General features: G+C 61.5%; 12 protein-coding genes. 10 read left to right on the top strand and 2 right to left on the bottom strand.

Going from position 1 to position 15,054, the window contains the following annotated elements; translation table 11 throughout:
* Positions 1-13: 13 nt before the first annotated feature.
* Positions 14-1,963 carry a sigma-54-dependent Fis family transcriptional regulator gene (locus DCS96_RS04715; RefSeq protein ID WP_116473173.1) on the bottom strand — a complete coding sequence of 650 codons (1,950 nt, stop codon included), beginning with the start codon at positions 1,961-1,963 and terminating at the stop codon, positions 14-16.
* Between the two features lie 271 nt (positions 1,964-2,234).
* Between DCS96_RS04715 and DCS96_RS04710 the strand changes: the two genes are divergently transcribed.
* The 9 genes from DCS96_RS04710 (at position 2,235) to DCS96_RS04670 (ending at position 10,018) form a co-directional block, all read left to right on the top strand.
* Positions 2,235-3,221 (top strand): thiamine pyrophosphate-dependent dehydrogenase E1 component subunit alpha, encoded by a 987-nt coding sequence (locus DCS96_RS04710; RefSeq protein WP_116473172.1) that lies wholly within the window; start codon positions 2,235-2,237, stop codon positions 3,219-3,221.
* A gap of 17 nt (positions 3,222-3,238) precedes the next feature.
* The gene (locus DCS96_RS04705) at positions 3,239-4,351 is read left to right on the top strand and encodes a 2,3-butanediol dehydrogenase (protein WP_198649923.1); all 1,113 of its coding nucleotides are present in this window, start codon (positions 3,239-3,241) and stop codon (positions 4,349-4,351) included.
* A complete protein-coding gene (locus DCS96_RS04700; protein WP_116473171.1) occupies positions 4,351-5,379 on the top strand; it encodes an alpha-ketoacid dehydrogenase subunit beta in 1,029 nt (342 codons plus the stop codon). The genes DCS96_RS04705 and DCS96_RS04700 overlap by 1 nt, the downstream gene beginning before the upstream one ends.
* On the top strand, positions 5,376-5,609 hold the full coding sequence (locus tag DCS96_RS04695; protein ID WP_116473170.1) for a biotin/lipoyl-containing protein: 234 nt from the start codon (positions 5,376-5,378) through the stop codon (positions 5,607-5,609). Before DCS96_RS04700 ends, DCS96_RS04695 begins: the two co-directional genes overlap by 4 nt.
* A gap of 8 nt (positions 5,610-5,617) precedes the next feature.
* Positions 5,618-6,325, top strand: coding sequence for a 2-oxo acid dehydrogenase subunit E2 (locus DCS96_RS04690; protein ID WP_116473169.1), 708 nt, complete (start codon positions 5,618-5,620; stop codon positions 6,323-6,325).
* A complete protein-coding gene (locus DCS96_RS04685) occupies positions 6,306-7,049 on the top strand; it encodes a lipoate--protein ligase family protein (protein ID WP_116473168.1) in 744 nt (247 codons plus the stop codon). Before DCS96_RS04690 ends, DCS96_RS04685 begins: the two co-directional genes overlap by 20 nt.
* On the top strand, positions 7,046-7,636 hold the full coding sequence (locus DCS96_RS04680; RefSeq protein ID WP_116473167.1) for a gluconate 2-dehydrogenase subunit 3 family protein: 591 nt from the start codon (positions 7,046-7,048) through the stop codon (positions 7,634-7,636). Before DCS96_RS04685 ends, DCS96_RS04680 begins: the two co-directional genes overlap by 4 nt.
* A 44-nt stretch (positions 7,637-7,680) precedes the next feature.
* Positions 7,681-9,255: a GMC family oxidoreductase gene (locus tag DCS96_RS04675; RefSeq protein WP_116473166.1), complete on the top strand. Its 1,575-nt coding sequence runs from the start codon at positions 7,681-7,683 to the stop codon at positions 9,253-9,255.
* 148 nt (positions 9,256-9,403) lie between these two features.
* Positions 9,404-10,018 carry a VOC family protein gene (locus DCS96_RS04670; protein WP_116473165.1) on the top strand — a complete coding sequence of 205 codons (615 nt, stop codon included), beginning with the start codon at positions 9,404-9,406 and terminating at the stop codon, positions 10,016-10,018.
* 19 nt (positions 10,019-10,037) lie between these two features.
* On the opposite strand, the gene DCS96_RS04665 is transcribed toward DCS96_RS04670, so the two are convergent.
* Complete coding sequence (locus DCS96_RS04665; RefSeq protein WP_198649922.1) at positions 10,038-12,884, bottom strand: AMP-binding protein; 2,847 nt, start codon at positions 12,882-12,884, stop codon at positions 10,038-10,040.
* A gap of 265 nt (positions 12,885-13,149) precedes the next feature.
* Between DCS96_RS04665 and DCS96_RS04660 the strand changes: the two genes are divergently transcribed.
* Entirely contained in the window at positions 13,150-14,454 is a 1,305-nt protein-coding gene (locus tag DCS96_RS04660) for a tyrosine-type recombinase/integrase (RefSeq protein WP_116473163.1), read from the top strand.
* Positions 14,455-15,054: the final 600 nt, after the last annotated feature.

Raw genomic sequence — 15,054 nt, 5'->3', positions numbered from 1 at the left:
TATTTGCCGGCCGCTAACGGTTGCCTTTGTTGGGTGATACCAGGCCGTACTTGTTGATTTTGCGGTGCAGGGTAGCGCGACTGATCCCCAGGGCCCGGGCCGCCGAGGTGATCACCCAGGCATGGCTGTCGAGGGTACTTTTGAGGTAGTCCCGCTCCTGTTGCTGTTGCCGCTGCTCCAGGTTGGCCGATGTGGGCGGTGCTTGGTCTGACCGGTCATGATGCCTCACCGCCGGCTCCGCACTGGTCAGCCGCGAGGCGGTGTACACCTCCTCGGGCAAATGCTCGGGGCAGATCGGTCCGCCTTCGGCCAGCGCCAGGGCAAACTGGAGTGCACTCTTTAATTGCCGGATATTACCGGGCCAGGTGTAATCTCGCAGCCAGACCTCAGCCTCGGCAGTCAGCGCCGGTGCCATCTGGCCATCGGTCAGCTCGCTCAACAAGCAACGGATCAGCCCGGGTTTGTCCTGCCGGGTCCGCAAGGGGGGCAAGATGACCTTCAGGCCACTGATGCGATAGTAGAGATCCTCCCGGAATTCCCCCTGTTCCACCAACGCAGGCAGCGCCCTGTGGGTGGCACAAATGACACTCAGTTGCACCGGCACCGGGTTTATCTGTCCTACCGGTGTGACCTCCTGCTCGGCCAGTACCCTCAGCAGTCGGGATTGCAGCGCCAGGGGCATATCGCCAATTTCGTCCAGAAACAGGGTGCCGCCGGCGCTGGCCTGGATTTTTCCCATCTTTCCGCCCTTGAGAGCCCCGGTAAAGGCCCCGCTGCCATAGCCGAACAACTCGCTTTCGATCAGGGTTTCAGGGATGGCGGCACAATTGAGGGTAACAAAGGGTTTGTGCCTGCGCTGGCTGCTGTCGTGCAGCGCCCGTGCCCATACCTCCTTGCCGGTACCGGTTTCTCCCTGGATGAGGATGCTGATCCCCCGGTCGACCATTTTCTGACAGATGTCAGCCTGGCGTTGCAGACAGGGGTCTTCACCCGCTGCCCGTTGCAGCGGGTTGACCTCGCCGGGGAGGGAGGCCGGGGACCGGGTTGTCTGGGTCAGGCCCGGGAGCCCCGGCAGTGGCCAGGCATACCAAGGCAGGGCGCCCAGGCGGCACGGCCGCTCCCTGGAAGCCGCCAGCAGCTGCTCGAACGGGACGCCCAATACCTGGCTAACCGGCCGGTGCAACACTTCTTCGCGGTACCTGAGCGACAACAACCGCAGCAGGCTGCCGGTCAGGCCCTGCACGTGCCCTCGCTGATCCAGGGCCAGCAATGCGGTCTCCGCCGGCCGGGGCAAGGCCGTGCCCTGTGCCAGGGTCACCAGTAGATGCTGACGATGAGATTGCCGGAACAGCAGGGCTTCCAGCTCTTCGGCGGCACCCTGTACCAGATTCAGGGCCAACTGCTGCATGGCCTTGCTGCCCTGGGCATAGGTGGAAATGTCGATGGCGCCGAGCAGGCTTCCATCGGCGCTGAACAGGGGCGCGGTAGAGCAGCTGAACGGAAGCAGTGCCTGATCAAAATGTTCGCCCGCATACACCGTCATCGGTAGACCGGTGGCCAGGCAGGTGCCCAGACCATTGGTGCCCACCAGTTGTTCCGACCACACCGAGCCCACCGCCATGCCTTTGTCGGCCAGTTCACGGCTGAGGCCGGAGTCCAGGTAGCTCTGTACCACCACTCCCTGGGCATCGGTCAACAACAGGCTGTATCCGGCTTCGACCGCGGTGCGCCGCAGCCGGTCGAAGACAGGCACCGCCAGATGCAACAGCTCGGCAAAAGGCTCGCGCAACAGGTTGAGCTCGGACTCACTCAAGCGGGGGCTCTGATGACGGGCATGCGGGTCCAGGTGATATTGCTCCATGCAACGTCGCCAAGAGCCCAATATAGCCGGATCCGTCAGCGGCTTTCCCGGCCCCAGGCGTTCTCCCAGCAGGCGGGCAATCTCATCGTCCTTATGTTTCATCGGTTTCACCCAGGTCACCTTGTTCCTTAAGTATCGTCGATCGCTTGCTGATGCAGTGGATGGCGGTTGCGACAGCTGTCGCAGTGTTGAGACATCCCCTGTGGCATGGCTGCGACATGGCGCCGGCAGGCCGCAGCAACAACCTTCGCAAACACGCCGTTAACAGTCTTTTATCATTTTTGGCACAAGGATTGCGAGTGTTCCATGGCAATAACCGGATCGTGCACCCATGTGCAGGTCCGTTGGTAACACACATCGGCAAGGAGGGGATATGAAACCCGATACAGCACAATGGCATTGGATGTACGAACACATGCTGGTCAGCCGCTTCTTCGAAGAGGCCATAGAGGCCATCTACATGGAGGGCAAGACACCGGCTTTCAATATGGCCAAGGGCCCCATCCCCGGGGAAATGCACCTGTCCAATGGACAGGAACCCTGTGCCGTGGGCGTCTGCGCCCATCTGACTGCGGATGACATAGTGACCGCGACCCACAGACCCCATCATGTGGCCATTGCCAAGGGAGTCGATCTGAACGAGATGGCAGCGGAAATCTTTGGCAAGGAAAGCGGCCTGAGCGGTGGTCGGGGCGGTCATATGCACATCTTTGACGGGCGGGTAAATTTTTCCTGCTCGGGCATTATCGCCCAGGGCATGGGTCCGGCGGTGGGGGCGGCCCTGTCCCGCAAGCTACAAGGCAAGCCGGGGGTGGCGGTGGCCTTCCTGGGAGAAGGTGCCGCCAACCAGGGCGCTTTCCACGAAGCCCTGAACCTGGCCGCCGTGTGGCAATTGCCGGTGGTCTTCGTGATTGAGGACAACGCCTGGGGAATTTCCGTAGCCAAGTGCCAGTCGACTGCGGTCGATCGTAACGACAAGCGTGCCGCCGCCTATGGTATGCCGGGTCATTTTGTAGCCGACAATGATCCGCAGGCGGTGTTCGAGGCGGCAGGCATCGCTATCGAGCGGGCCCGACGAGGCGAGGGGCCCAGCCTGATCGAGATCGAAACCTACCGGCTCGCCGGCCATTTCATGGGGGATGCGGAAGGCTACCGCCCGGAAGGCGAGAAGGCGACCCTGTTGGCCAAGGATCCCATTCCCAGGTTGCGTGCCACCCTGCTGCAAGGCGGTCAATTGACCGAACAGCAGGAAGAGCGGCTCAGGGCCCGAGCCAGACAGAAGGTGGACGAGGCCATCGCCTTTGCCCGGGAAAGCGCCTACCCGGCTCCGGAAGCGGCCCTGGACAAGGTGTTTATCTGATGCACGAGGATTCCCCTATGAATCAAGCCACCACCATGACCGCCGCCGTCTGGCACGGCCGCCAGGATATCCGTCTGGAGCAGGTGCCACGACCCGGCGCCCCTGAACCGGGCTGGGCCCAGATCCGGGTGCACTGGTGCGGTATTTGCGGCTCCGACCTGCACGAGTATCAGTCTGGTCCCGTATTTATTCCCGTCGATCAGCCTCATCCACTCACCGGACTCAAAGGTCAGTGCATTCTTGGCCACGAATTTTGTGGTGAAGTTGTGGCCCTGGGCGAAGGTGTCGATGGTTTTGCGCCGGGCGACAGCGTCACCGCCGATGCCTGTCAGCATTGCGGCACATGCCGCTACTGTCGGGAAGGACAGATCAACCTGTGCGAACAGCTGGCATTCACCGGCCTGATGAACAACGGTGCCTTTGCCGAGCTGGTCAATGTGCCCGCCAACCTGTTGTACCGGCTGCCCGAGGGCTTCCCGCTGGAAGCGGGCGCCCTGATCGAGCCGTTGGCGGTGGGCATGCATGCGGTCCGCCAGGCAGGCAACATTGAAGGCAAGACCCTGGTGGTGGTGGGCGCCGGCACCATAGGACTGTGCACCATCATGTGTGCCAAGGCTGCCGGCGCCGGTCGGATCATCGCCCTGGAAATGTCGGCGGCGCGCAAGCAGAAGGCATTGGAGGTCGGGGCGACGCTGGTACTGGATCCCGGCGACTGTGATGTGCTGGCCGAGGTGCAGGCGCTGACCGACGGTGCAGGCGCCGATGTGTCTATCGAGTGCATCGGCCACAGGCAGACCGCCAAGCTGGCCATCGACGTGATCCGCAAAGCCGGGCGCTGCGTGATGGTAGGCATCTTCGAAGAGCCAAGCGAATTCAACTTTTTCGAGCTCGTTGCCACCGAAAAACAGGTGGTCGGCGCCCTGGCCTACAGCGGTGAATTTGCCGAGGTGATCGCGCTGATAGCCGCTGGACGGATGGAGGTAACGCCGCTGATCACCGGCCGTATTTCACTTGCGCAGATCATCGAACAGGGATTTGAAGAGCTGGTGCACAACAAGGACCGCAACGTGAAGATTATCGTGACGCCCGCCAACGGCGCGGACATGAACACAAGAAAAGGAGGCGTGTGATGAATACCACCACCAATACCCGCAAGCTCACCATAGCCCGGGCCATGGCCGAAGCCATCGCCCAGGAGATGCGCACCGACCCCAGCGTGTTCGTGATGGGGGAAGACATAGGCCCGCTGGGCGGCGTATTCGGCAATACCCGTGGCCTGCATGAAGAATTCGGTTCCGAGCGGATACGTGATACCCCCATTTCGGAAACCGCCTTTATCGGCGCCGCCGTGGGAGCGGCATCCGACGGTATGCGGCCCATCGTGGAGCTGATGTTTGTGGATTTCTTCGGGGTGTGCATGGACGCCATCTACAACCTGATGGCCAAGAACACCTATTTCTCCGGCGGCAAGATCCCGGTGCCCATGGTGCTGATGACCTCCACCGGCGGTGGCTACAGTGATGCCGGCCAGCACTCCCAGTGTCTGCACGCCAGCTTTGCCCACCTGCCGGGCATGAAGGTGGTGGCGCCGTCCAACGCCTACGATGCCAAGGGCCTGATGATTGCCGCCATCCGGGACAATAACCCTGTGGTGTTTATGTTCCACAAGGGGTTGCAGGGCATGGGCTGGCTGGGAACGGAAAAGGATGCCGTGGTGCATGTACCGGAAGCGGCCTATGAAGTCCCTATCGGCCAGGCTGCCATCGTCCGTGAAGGCAGCGATGTCACCCTTGTCGGTATTACTTCCGGTGTCCATCACGGCCTGAAAGCCGCACGACTGCTTGCCGAGCAAGGCATCAGTGCCGAAGTGGTAGACTTGCGCTCCCTGGTCCCCCTGGACAGGGAGACGGTGATTGCTTCTGTCGCCAAAACCGGTCGCCTTGTCGTGGTGGACGAGGATTACCACAGCTATGGCATGAGCGGCGAAATCATCGCCTCCGTGGTCGAGCGCGGGACGCAACTCAAGGCCGCTCCCCGGCGGCTGGCCTATCCGGATATCCCCATTCCCTTTACTCCCCCCATGGAGCAGTGGGCCCTGCCCAATGCACAGAAAATCGTCAACGCCTGTCTGGAGATGTTTAAGGAGGATTGGTTATGAGCACAGCAATTCGCATTCCAATGGACCTGTGGGAAGAGCAGGACGAGGCGGTGATCACTACCTGGCTGTCGGCAGAGGGGGAAGCCGTGGCCACGGGTCAGGTCATTGCTGAGATCATGGTGCAGAAAATTCAGCACGACATACTGGCGCCGGCGTCGGGCAGCCTCAGCATCCTCAAGGAAGCCGATGAAGTGGTGGCCAAGGGTGATCTGATCGGTCAGGTGCAATAGGAGGGATCATGTCCACGACCTTTGATACCGGGGTGCAGCGCACCCCTCTGCGGGGCATGCGAGCCATGATTGCCGGCGCCATGCGCAAAAGCCTGGATGAGGCTGCGCAGCTGACCCACCACGGCCGCTGTGATGTCGGCCAGTTGCTGATCCGTAAACAGCAACTGGCCCTGGATGGCATCAAGGTTTCGGTGGAGGATCTGCTGGCTCATACGCTGATCCGCACCTTGCAGCGCCACCCGCTGCTTAACGGGCGGCTGGAGGACAATGAAATCCACCACTACCAGGGGGTGCACCTGAGTTTTGCCATTGGCCTGAGTGACACCCAGCTGGTTGCGCCTGCCCTGTTCAACGCCGATGCCATGACCCTGTCACGGCTGGCCGAGGCGCGTCGGGCCCTGGTGGCGCGGGCCCGGTCCGGCAAGCTGTCGGTAGCCGAAATGACCGGCGGCACCTTTACCCTCACCAACCTGGGGAGATCGCGGGTGGAGCATTTTACCCCGGTGATCAACCTGCCGCAGCTGGCGATCCTCGGTATCGGAAGGACCCAAATGATGCCAGTTATTAACAAGGCGGGCGAGCTGGAGCACAGACCAATGATGGGGTTGTCGCTGACCTTTGATCACCGGGCGGTGGACGGTGGCCCGGCGGCCGAGTTCTTCGACACCCTGTGTCGTTTGTTGGAAGGAGATACGGATGAGCATGCTCAACCATAAAAGCCGGCACGGCCTGCTGCCGCCGTTACTCACCCCGGCACGGGGGTTGGCTGCTGAGCAGGACATGCTGGCCCGGGTGGTCAACGGCCAACTCGCCCAGGGCTTCATGCTGTGGCGCAGCCGACGTGCCCTGGTGGTGCCGGCAGCCATGAGCCGCCTACCGGGCTTCGCCCTGGCGGGTGAGCGCCTGGCCCGGCGGGGCTGGCCCCTGGTACAGCGGCAGACGGGCGGGGACCTGACGGTACAGAGTCCGCATCTGCTCAATGTGACAGCGGTGTTTACCCTGGAGCCGGGTCCGGCGGCCATCGACCGGGCCTATCGCCGGCTGTGCCAACCCCTGATCGAGGCCCTGGCCGAGCTGGATATCAGGGCCTGTTGCGGCCCGGTGAGCGGCGCCTTTTGCGACGGTGACTATAACCTGGTGGTAAGCGGCCGCAAGCTGGCCGGTACCGCCCAACGTTGGCGCAAGGTGGCCGGCCGGCCACAGCAGGCGGTACTGGCCCATGCTGCCATTCTCTGCGACGAGGACGACGGTGAGCTGTGTCGGTTAACCAACGAATTCTACCGCTATTGCCAGCAACCCCGGCGGATAAATGAAGACCGTCATGTGACGGTGTCCCGTCTGCTCGGACTGGGAGCCGGGCGCAGCGCCATGGCGCTGCTGAGCAGAACCCTGTACCAACGGCTGGATCAGGAATCAGCATTCATGGAGGTGACAAGATGAAGGATAAATCTGCACAGATCCCCATTCGGGTAACGCCGGTCGAGGAGGGCAACGGCCTGAGTCGGCGCCGTTTCCTGACCCTTGGCAGCGTGATGGCGCTGGGCGTCGGCGCGTTTGCAACCACGGCATTGACCGTGCCGGCAGGCCGTGCGCGGGCCCGGGACTTCACCGTGCTCGGCGCCGAGGTGGGCGGCACCTTGTTGATCCTGGCCCGGGATATCTTTCCGCACGACCATATTGAAGACCGCTATTACCTGCAGGCACTCGCGCCGCTGGAAACACAGGCGGCAACCGACGACCAGCTAAAGGGGCTGTTGGTCGACGGGGTAGCGGCGCTCGATCACCTGGCCCGTCAGCGCTTCGAGCAGGATTACGCCGAACTGGAGAAGGAGAGCGACCGGGTCGGCCTGCTCTATGTGATCGAACACGGCGCCTTCTTCCAGAAGGTGAAGGGACACCTGGTCACCGGTTTCTACGACAACAAGCAAGTATGGCCGCTGTTCGGCTATGAGGGCTCGTCTTGGGAAAAGGGGGGCTATGTCAATCGTGGCTTCGACGACATCGACTGGCTGGGCAGCGACGCTTAGCACCGGCACCGACTTTACCGTAAACAACATCAAGGAGAGAACCCATGAGCGCGACTTTCTCATTGGATGACGACAGCGTAGTGGTGATCATCGGCTCGGGCGCCGGTGGCGGTACATTGGCCGACGAGCTGACCAGAAGCGGTGTCGACGTCGTGATCCTCGAAGCCGGCAAGCACTTCACCCAGGCCGACTTCGAGAACGACGAATGGGCCATGTTCAAGAAAATTTCATGGTTGGACAAGCGCATTTCCGCCGGCGGCTGGCACCATACCGAAACCTATCCCGAACTGCCGGCCTGGATTGTGAAGGGAGTGGGGGGCTCGACCATGCATTTCTCCGGGTTGGCGCTGCGCTTTCTGCCCCATGATTTTCATACCCGGACCACCTATGGCGAGGTCAAGGGCGCCAATGTGCTCGACTGGCCGATCAGCTATGACGAGCTGGCCCCCTATTACGACATTGCCGAACGCAAGATGGGGGTCGCCGGTACCAAGGCCAGCGGCCTGCCGGAGATGCCGCCCAATAACCACTACAAGGTGATCGCCGCCGGGGCCAGGAAGGTCGGCTACCGGGACATCAGCCGTCCGGTGGCCTCCAACACCCGGCCGAATGACGGCCGCCCGGCCTGCCAGCAAATCGGCTTCTGCATGCAGGGCTGCAAGGTCGGCGCCAAGTGGTCGACCCTGTATTCCGAGATCCCGCGAGCCCTGAAAACCGGACATGCAGAACTGCGTCCCCAGAGCATGGTGCTGCGCATCGAGCACGATGCCTCGGGCAAGGCCAGCGGTGTGCTTTATGCCGACAAGGATGGACGCATGCACCTGCAAAAGGCCCGGGTCGTGTGCGTGGCCGGCAATTCCATCGAATCGCCGCGGCTGCTGCTCAACTCCGCTTCCCGTCTGTTTCCCGACGGCCTGGCAAACTCCTCCGGGCAGGTCGGCAAAAACTACATGAACCATACCACCGCCGCCGCGGTGGCGATCCACAAGGGGCCAGTCAACATGTATCGCGGATTCGATATTGCCGCGGTGATTTCGGATGAAGCCGCCTTGAACCCGGATCGCGGCTTCCACGGCGGCTACCACCTGGAAGGCCTGGCGTTGCACCTGCCATTTACCGCCGCCTTTATGAAGCCGGGTGGCTGGGGCAGGGAAGTGACCTCGGCGCTGGAGCAGTACGATCACATGAGCTGTGTCTGGGTGTGCGGCGAAGACATGGCGCAGGAGGAAAACGGCATCACCCTGCACCCGACCGAGAAGGATCAGTACGGCCTGCCGGTACCCATAGTGACCAAGACCGATCATACCAATGATGCGGCCATGCGCCGCCACGGCCTTGCCCAGTGGCGCAAGGTGTCGGAAGCGGTGGGCGCCACCCGGGTGATCGACATGCCCCCTTACCCGGCGAGCCACAACATGGGCACCAACCGGATGAGTGCCAGCCCGCGGGATGGGGTGGTGAACAAGTGGGGGCAGACCCACGATGTGAAGAACCTGTTCATTTCCGATGGTAGCCAGTTCACCTCCAGCTCGGCCGCCAACCCGACTCTGACCATAGTGGCGCTGGCGGTACGCCAGGCCGAATATATCGCCGGCGCCATGAAACGGCGCGAGCTGTAAGCCCGCCGCTTGGGAAGATACGGGGGAGACTCGGCCGGCGTTTGGTCCCGGCGACCGGGTCTGCTTACCGGCACCTGCACCAGGAACAACAGTATTAGGAACAATAATGTCAGACAAATATGGATTTTTCATCGCAAGGAGATTCAGCATGAAACTGAAAATTAGGTTAACCGGCTTTACCCGCACCACCCTCGCTACCGCCATGATCACCACCGCCAGCCTGCCGGCGGCGGCAACGCCTATGCCCGGTATGCAAGGCCTCCAGCATATCGGTATCACAGTGCCCAACCTGGGGGAGGGCGTGGCTTTCTTCAGGGACATGCTCGGTTGCGAACCCTTCTTTACCTTCGGCGAATTCAAATTCGAAGATGACTGGATGGAACGGCACCTGAATGTACATCCGCGCGCCACCATTCGCGATTTTCAGATGGTTCGTTGCGGTAACGGGACCAATCTCGAAGTGTTCGAATACACCTCGCCCGATCAGAACCGGCGGGGGCCGCGAAACAGCGATATCGGCGGTCATCACCTGGCGTTTTATGTGGACGATATGGACGCGGCCGTGGCGTACCTGAAAGAGCAGGGCATCCACGTGCTCGGCGCGCCGAGCACCTTTACCGAAGGGCCTGCCGCCGGCCTGACCTGGGTCTATTTCCTCGCACCCTGGGGGCTGCAACTTGAGCTGGTCAGCTATCCGAAGGGCATGGCCTATGAGCAAGGACTGGAGCGCGGACTCTGGGATCCGCGCATGCCGGCAAGATAGCGCCGGCTGTGCTTTTTTGTTATCCCCCCTCCTGCTCTGTCGTTGCCAGTTGTTGCGCGATGCAGGCGCGGGCCGTCTGTCGGAGCCTCACCGCCGCCGCAAACACTTCCTCGTCCTCCTGGCGTGGTGGCAGGGGTAAGCCCACCTCGACCTCGAGGGCGCCGTGCCGGGGCCACCGGCTCTCGGCGGGCAACACCCACCGGCTGCCGCGGATGCTGACCGGCACCACGGGCACGGATGCACCGGCGGCGGCGAGAAAACCACCCAGGTGGAAGGGCAGCAGCCCCGGATGGGCGACAAAGGTCCCCTCCGGGAACACCAGCAGGGAGCGTCCGCCCTTGACCAGCTCGGTCATGCGGTTGGCGTCTTCCACACTGCGTTGCACCTCGAAGCGCTCGACGAACGCCACCCCCAGTTTTTTCAGGTAGCGGCCGGCAACGAACTGAGTACGCAATTCCCGCTTGGCGACGAAAGCGTAGGGCCGGGGCAAGGCTGCTACCAGCAGCAGGCCATCCAGATAGCTGGCGTGGTTGCACACCAGCACACAGGGTCCCGCCGGCAGTCGCTCGAGTCCCTTAACCTTGAAGGGAGTGCCGGTCAGGCGCAGCAGCAGCCGGGCCGCCCGTCCGCCCAGGCGCCAGGCGGCGGTGGGCGAGCTTGTGGCGAGGGTCGCCAGCCAGATAGGAGGAGCCAGTAGACCAAGCATCAGCGCGGCGTGCAAGGCGAAGGCGGCGCCGGCCAGTTGTCCGCCGAGGCTCCGCAGCCAGGGGCCTGCGGAGCCCAGAGTCAGACGAAGTAACTGAAACCAGGCTTTGGGAGCCCCCTTGCCGATGCCTCCCTGGAGGTAGAGGCTGCGGCAGGCGGCACGGCGCACCTTACCACTGGAGGTCTTGAGCACCGTATTGGGCGGTGCCAGCACCACCTCGTCTGGCGGCTCGCCCAGCACGCCCAATACGGCGCTCACTACCGATTGGTGCAGCCGGCCGAGGGCACTGCTGCCACCCAGGCGGGTTTCTGCGAGCACCACCAAACGCTCGGTGCCGGTGACCAGGTCCGGGCTGCCGAACACCACCACTCCGCCCTTGCGTACCCCCTCCACGGCGGCGACCGCCTCCTCGATTTCCTGGGGGTAGAGGTTGCGCCCGCCGCGGATCACCATGTCTTTCACCCGCCCGGTGAGGTACACCTCCCCGGCAGCGACATAGGCACGATCGCCGGTGTCGAGCCAGCCGTCGTGGAACAATTTGGCGGTGGCCTCCTTATTGTGAAAGTAGCCCCGGGTGGCCGAGGGGCCCTTGAACTCCAGCCGGCCCTCAATACGCTCGCCCAGCTCCTCGCCTGCCTCGCCAACAATGCGGATAGCGTAACCGGGCAAGGGTACCCCGCAGGACACGAAGCGTTGTGCCCCCTCGTCTTCCTTGGCGGCGGGCAGGGCGAGCTGCTCGCGAGCCAGGGGCTCGCGCCGTATGCAATCGATTAGCGGGCCGCGTCCGAGCGGGGTAAAAAGCAACCCGACCGAGGCCTCGGCCAGGCCGTACACGGGGCTGACCGCTTCCGGCTTGAGGCCGTAGGGGGCGAACTGTTCGGTGAAACGCTGCAGGGTGTCGGGGCTGACCGCCTCGGCGCCGTTGCAGGCCAGCCGCCAACTGCTCAGATCCAGTCCTTCCAGCGATGCCGGTGCGATGCGCTTCAGGCAGAGCTCGTAGGCGAAATTGGGGGCCGCCGACAGGGTGCCGTGATAGCGATGAATGGCCCACAGCCAACGTTCGGGCTTGGCCAGAAAGGTGAGGGGCGACATCACCACCAGGGGCAGGCCCACATAAAGGCTGCCGAGAAAGGCGCCGATAAGGCCCATGTCATGGTAGAGCGGCAGCCAGCTGACGAAGACGTCACGCGGGCTCACCGCCAGCATCTGTTGCATGGCTCGAATGTTGGCAAGCAGGTTGGCATGGCTGAGTACCACCCCCTTGGGATTACCGGTGCTGCCGGAAGTGTACTGGATAAAGGCAGTGTCTTCGCCCCGGATTTCGACCGGGCGCAGGCTATCAGCCGGGGCGGTCAACTGCTCGGGGGTAGCCAGACGGCGCAGGCCCGGCACCCGGGCCTGCAGCAGGCGGCCCACCATCATGGCCTGGGGCACGGTAATCAACAGTACTGCCTCGGCATTGGCGAGAATACCGGCGTGGCGCAGTACATGGTCTTCAAGCTGGGACGCCCGCGCCGGCGGGTAGATGGGCACCGGGATGGCGCCCATAAGCAGTATGCCGAAATAACAGTGAAAGTAGGCGAGGGAGGTGGGTAGCATGATGGCCACCGTCTGACCCGGCGCGACCCCCGCCTGCTGCAACGCGGCCGCCACGGCTCGGGCACCTGCCGCCAGTTCCCCATAGCCGAGACGCTGCTCGGACTCCTCGGTGACCAGGATGATGGGTACCTGTTGCGGATGTGCCTGTTCATGCCAGTCAAGCACTTCCAGCAGGGTAGTGGTGGTGGCCAGGGTACTGGCTTGTGGTACTTCATCCTTGTCCGACGGGGCGGTTTCGGATAGCGTGAGACGTTCTGAGCGGAGCCGTTCTGCCGAGGCGCTTGGGGCCTGTTCTATGGCGATCAATAAATCCTGTACCGTTTCGGCACGCTGCAGGGTTTCTGCCGGCAGACTGACCCCGAAAGCGCCCTCGACGCGCAACAACAATTCCATTCGGGCAAGGCTATCAAGGGCGAGATCTCGGTCGAAGGAACTGTCAAGCCGGGCAGGGGGCATCGCCGGCGCTTCCGGCTGCAGATCGTGCAGGGTATGATCGACCAGCTCGAGCAGTTTTTGCTCGGGGGAGCCGTCTTGTTGGGGGCTGTCGCCTTCGTCTTTCACCGAGTCGCCGTGGTGTGGTGAATCAAGTCTCTGGCTCGGATGCGGGCCGAGGCGCTGTGGCATCCGAGTCCATTCTGTCTCTACCAACTATAGCCGTTGGTAGCATATCCAGCGTCAAGAGGGATAGGGTTTTGGCCGAGGACTTTCGTTTCTGGTCCTCCTTTTCCAGGTACGCAAATGCCGATAATGCAGTTTATCGGCATTCTATTAAGCTTCTGTTTTTGATAAAATAAATATAATATTTTCAGTGTTTTTAGGAGTGCTGATGCCCAGCATGCCCCCCGTGTTCCCCCTGTTTGATGCTCCCCAGTACCTGGAAGAGGGCAATAGCGTCGTCAACCAGCATATCGCCGAACTCACCCTAAATCGGGTGGCGGAGGCCGCCTTTGTCTATGAGCATGCCATGGACTGGTTGCTGGAAAGCCGCTTCAGCGAAAACAACTACAAAACCTATCGCAGTGAACTGACCACCTTTTTACACTGGTGTTTTGATATCGAGCAGATCTCGCCGATAGCGGTAACCCGGCGGATGATGAATCGATATGTGGACTATTGCCTGGCACCACCCAGGGAGCTGATTGCCTACCGTAACGTGGCCCAGTTTGTACTAAACAAGGAATGGGGTGAGCGCCAGCCCAATCCGTTGTGGCGGCCGTTCCTGGGCAAGAAAGTGGACGGTCGCGAACAGCCTTACCGGCTGAGTGACAAAGCGCTTAAGACCAAGATGGCGGTGCTGTCTTCTTTTTATGGCTACCTGATCAATGAGGAAGCAACCGAGCGCAATCCGGCGGTGATGTGGATGCGCCACAGTCGCTTTGGCTCTACACCCGTGCAGGCGACCGTCTCGGGAGAAGAAGATGAAGTCCGGGTATTCAGCGACCTGCAATGGTCTTATATGATGAGCACCGCCGAGCGTCTGGCCGAACAGCAGCCCGAGCGTCATGAGCGGACGCTTTTCCTGGTGTCGCTGATGTACGCCTGCTACCTGCGTATTTCCGAAGTTGCGGCCCGGCCCGGGTTTTCGCCGGTGATGAGCCAATTCCGGCGCGACGGCAAAACCGGGATCTGGAGCTTTTATATCCCGGTCAGCAAAGGCGGCAAGCGGCGCACAGTAGCGGCCTCCCGCGAGCTGCTGGAGGCGCTCAAACGCTATCGAAACTACCTCAAGCTGCCGCCCTTGCCGTCACCTAACGAAAATACCCCGCTGTTTGTACGTCATCGGGCCGCTGGCCGAGGTCGGGATCAGGGCCTGCTCAACGCCAACCTGGGCATTCGCCAGCTGCGCGACTCACTCGATGAATTGATAGCCCTGGCTGCCGATGCCGCCGCCGACGACGGCTTCGACCAGGATGCCGCCGAGATACGCACGCTCACTGTGCATAGCATCCGCCACACCGGCATCACCCACGACATCAACTACAATGGTAGACCGCTGTCCCATGTGCAGGCCGATGCCGGCCATGACAGCATAGATACGACTTCCCAGTATCTGCACACCAGCAAGGTCGAACGTCACGAAAGTGCGGCCGGCAAACGACTGAACCGGCTGGAGATAAAGCCTGAGGCGTGATCATAAACCCCGGATAACAATGCTTCGCATAATGTATATTATGTTAAATAGGAATTATATTGAGATGTCAGAGCGCGCGCATATTTGTGAGTTCCAGTTTCAAATGGGATTTTTCCACCATGGTGAAACTCTTAATTTTCAAATATTTATGCGTGATCCCTGACACTTTCAGAGCTTAATTTCGGGATTTGTTTCGGTTTTCGAAACCGTCCCGAAATGTTGCGCATGCACGATGCATAGATTCCTTGGCCGTCTTCTTCAGCGTGTTCATGTCAGCACTGCGTGACTGACTGCGCTCGACCGGCACGGCTCATTGCCTGGTTTTCGCCTGGACTATCGCTGCCTGACGTTCAGTTCAGTCTGTTTTGATTTGCACTGGCACATCTGCCACCTATGAACAGTAAAGGCTCGTTCAGAGCCACGTATGTTGCACTGGTTGTCGTTTTCGGCTGGCAACATCTTCCGGGTCTATGCAGCCTGTAGTTCAGCCATCCTTCAGTTTTCAGAGGTTCTGATGATTAACCTGGCTTTAGATGGCTGAGTGTCATCCTGGCGGTTATGGCCAGGCCCCGACAACAAAGGATATCCTCATGCAACTGG

It is taken from the genome of Zobellella maritima, assembly GCF_003075035.1.
In the GTDB taxonomy this organism is placed as follows: Bacteria; Pseudomonadota; Gammaproteobacteria; order Enterobacterales; family Aeromonadaceae; genus Oceanimonas; species Oceanimonas maritima.
The sequence above is the reverse complement of the archived record's forward strand: the minus strand, read 5'-3'. Positions and strand labels throughout refer to the sequence as shown.

What these genes read in the sequence shown, in the direction of transcription:
- DCS96_RS04715 (WP_116473173.1), bottom strand. Translation starts at nt 1,963, where the DNA reads ATGAAACATAAGGACGATGAGATTGCCCGCCTGCTGGGAGAACGCCTG.
- DCS96_RS04710 (WP_116473172.1), top strand. Translation starts at nt 2,235, where the DNA reads ATGAAACCCGATACAGCACAATGGCATTGGATGTACGAACACATGCTG.
- DCS96_RS04705 (WP_198649923.1), top strand. Translation starts at nt 3,239, where the DNA reads ATGAATCAAGCCACCACCATGACCGCCGCCGTCTGGCACGGCCGCCAG.
- DCS96_RS04700 (WP_116473171.1), top strand. Translation starts at nt 4,351, where the DNA reads ATGAATACCACCACCAATACCCGCAAGCTCACCATAGCCCGGGCCATG.
- DCS96_RS04695 (WP_116473170.1), top strand. Translation starts at nt 5,376, where the DNA reads ATGAGCACAGCAATTCGCATTCCAATGGACCTGTGGGAAGAGCAGGAC.
- DCS96_RS04690 (WP_116473169.1), top strand. Translation starts at nt 5,618, where the DNA reads ATGTCCACGACCTTTGATACCGGGGTGCAGCGCACCCCTCTGCGGGGC.
- DCS96_RS04685 (WP_116473168.1), top strand. Translation starts at nt 6,306, where the DNA reads ATGAGCATGCTCAACCATAAAAGCCGGCACGGCCTGCTGCCGCCGTTA.
- DCS96_RS04680 (WP_116473167.1), top strand. Translation starts at nt 7,046, where the DNA reads ATGAAGGATAAATCTGCACAGATCCCCATTCGGGTAACGCCGGTCGAG.
- DCS96_RS04675 (WP_116473166.1), top strand. Translation starts at nt 7,681, where the DNA reads ATGAGCGCGACTTTCTCATTGGATGACGACAGCGTAGTGGTGATCATC.
- DCS96_RS04670 (WP_116473165.1), top strand. Translation starts at nt 9,404, where the DNA reads ATGAAACTGAAAATTAGGTTAACCGGCTTTACCCGCACCACCCTCGCT.
- DCS96_RS04660 (WP_116473163.1), top strand. Translation starts at nt 13,150, where the DNA reads ATGCCCAGCATGCCCCCCGTGTTCCCCCTGTTTGATGCTCCCCAGTAC.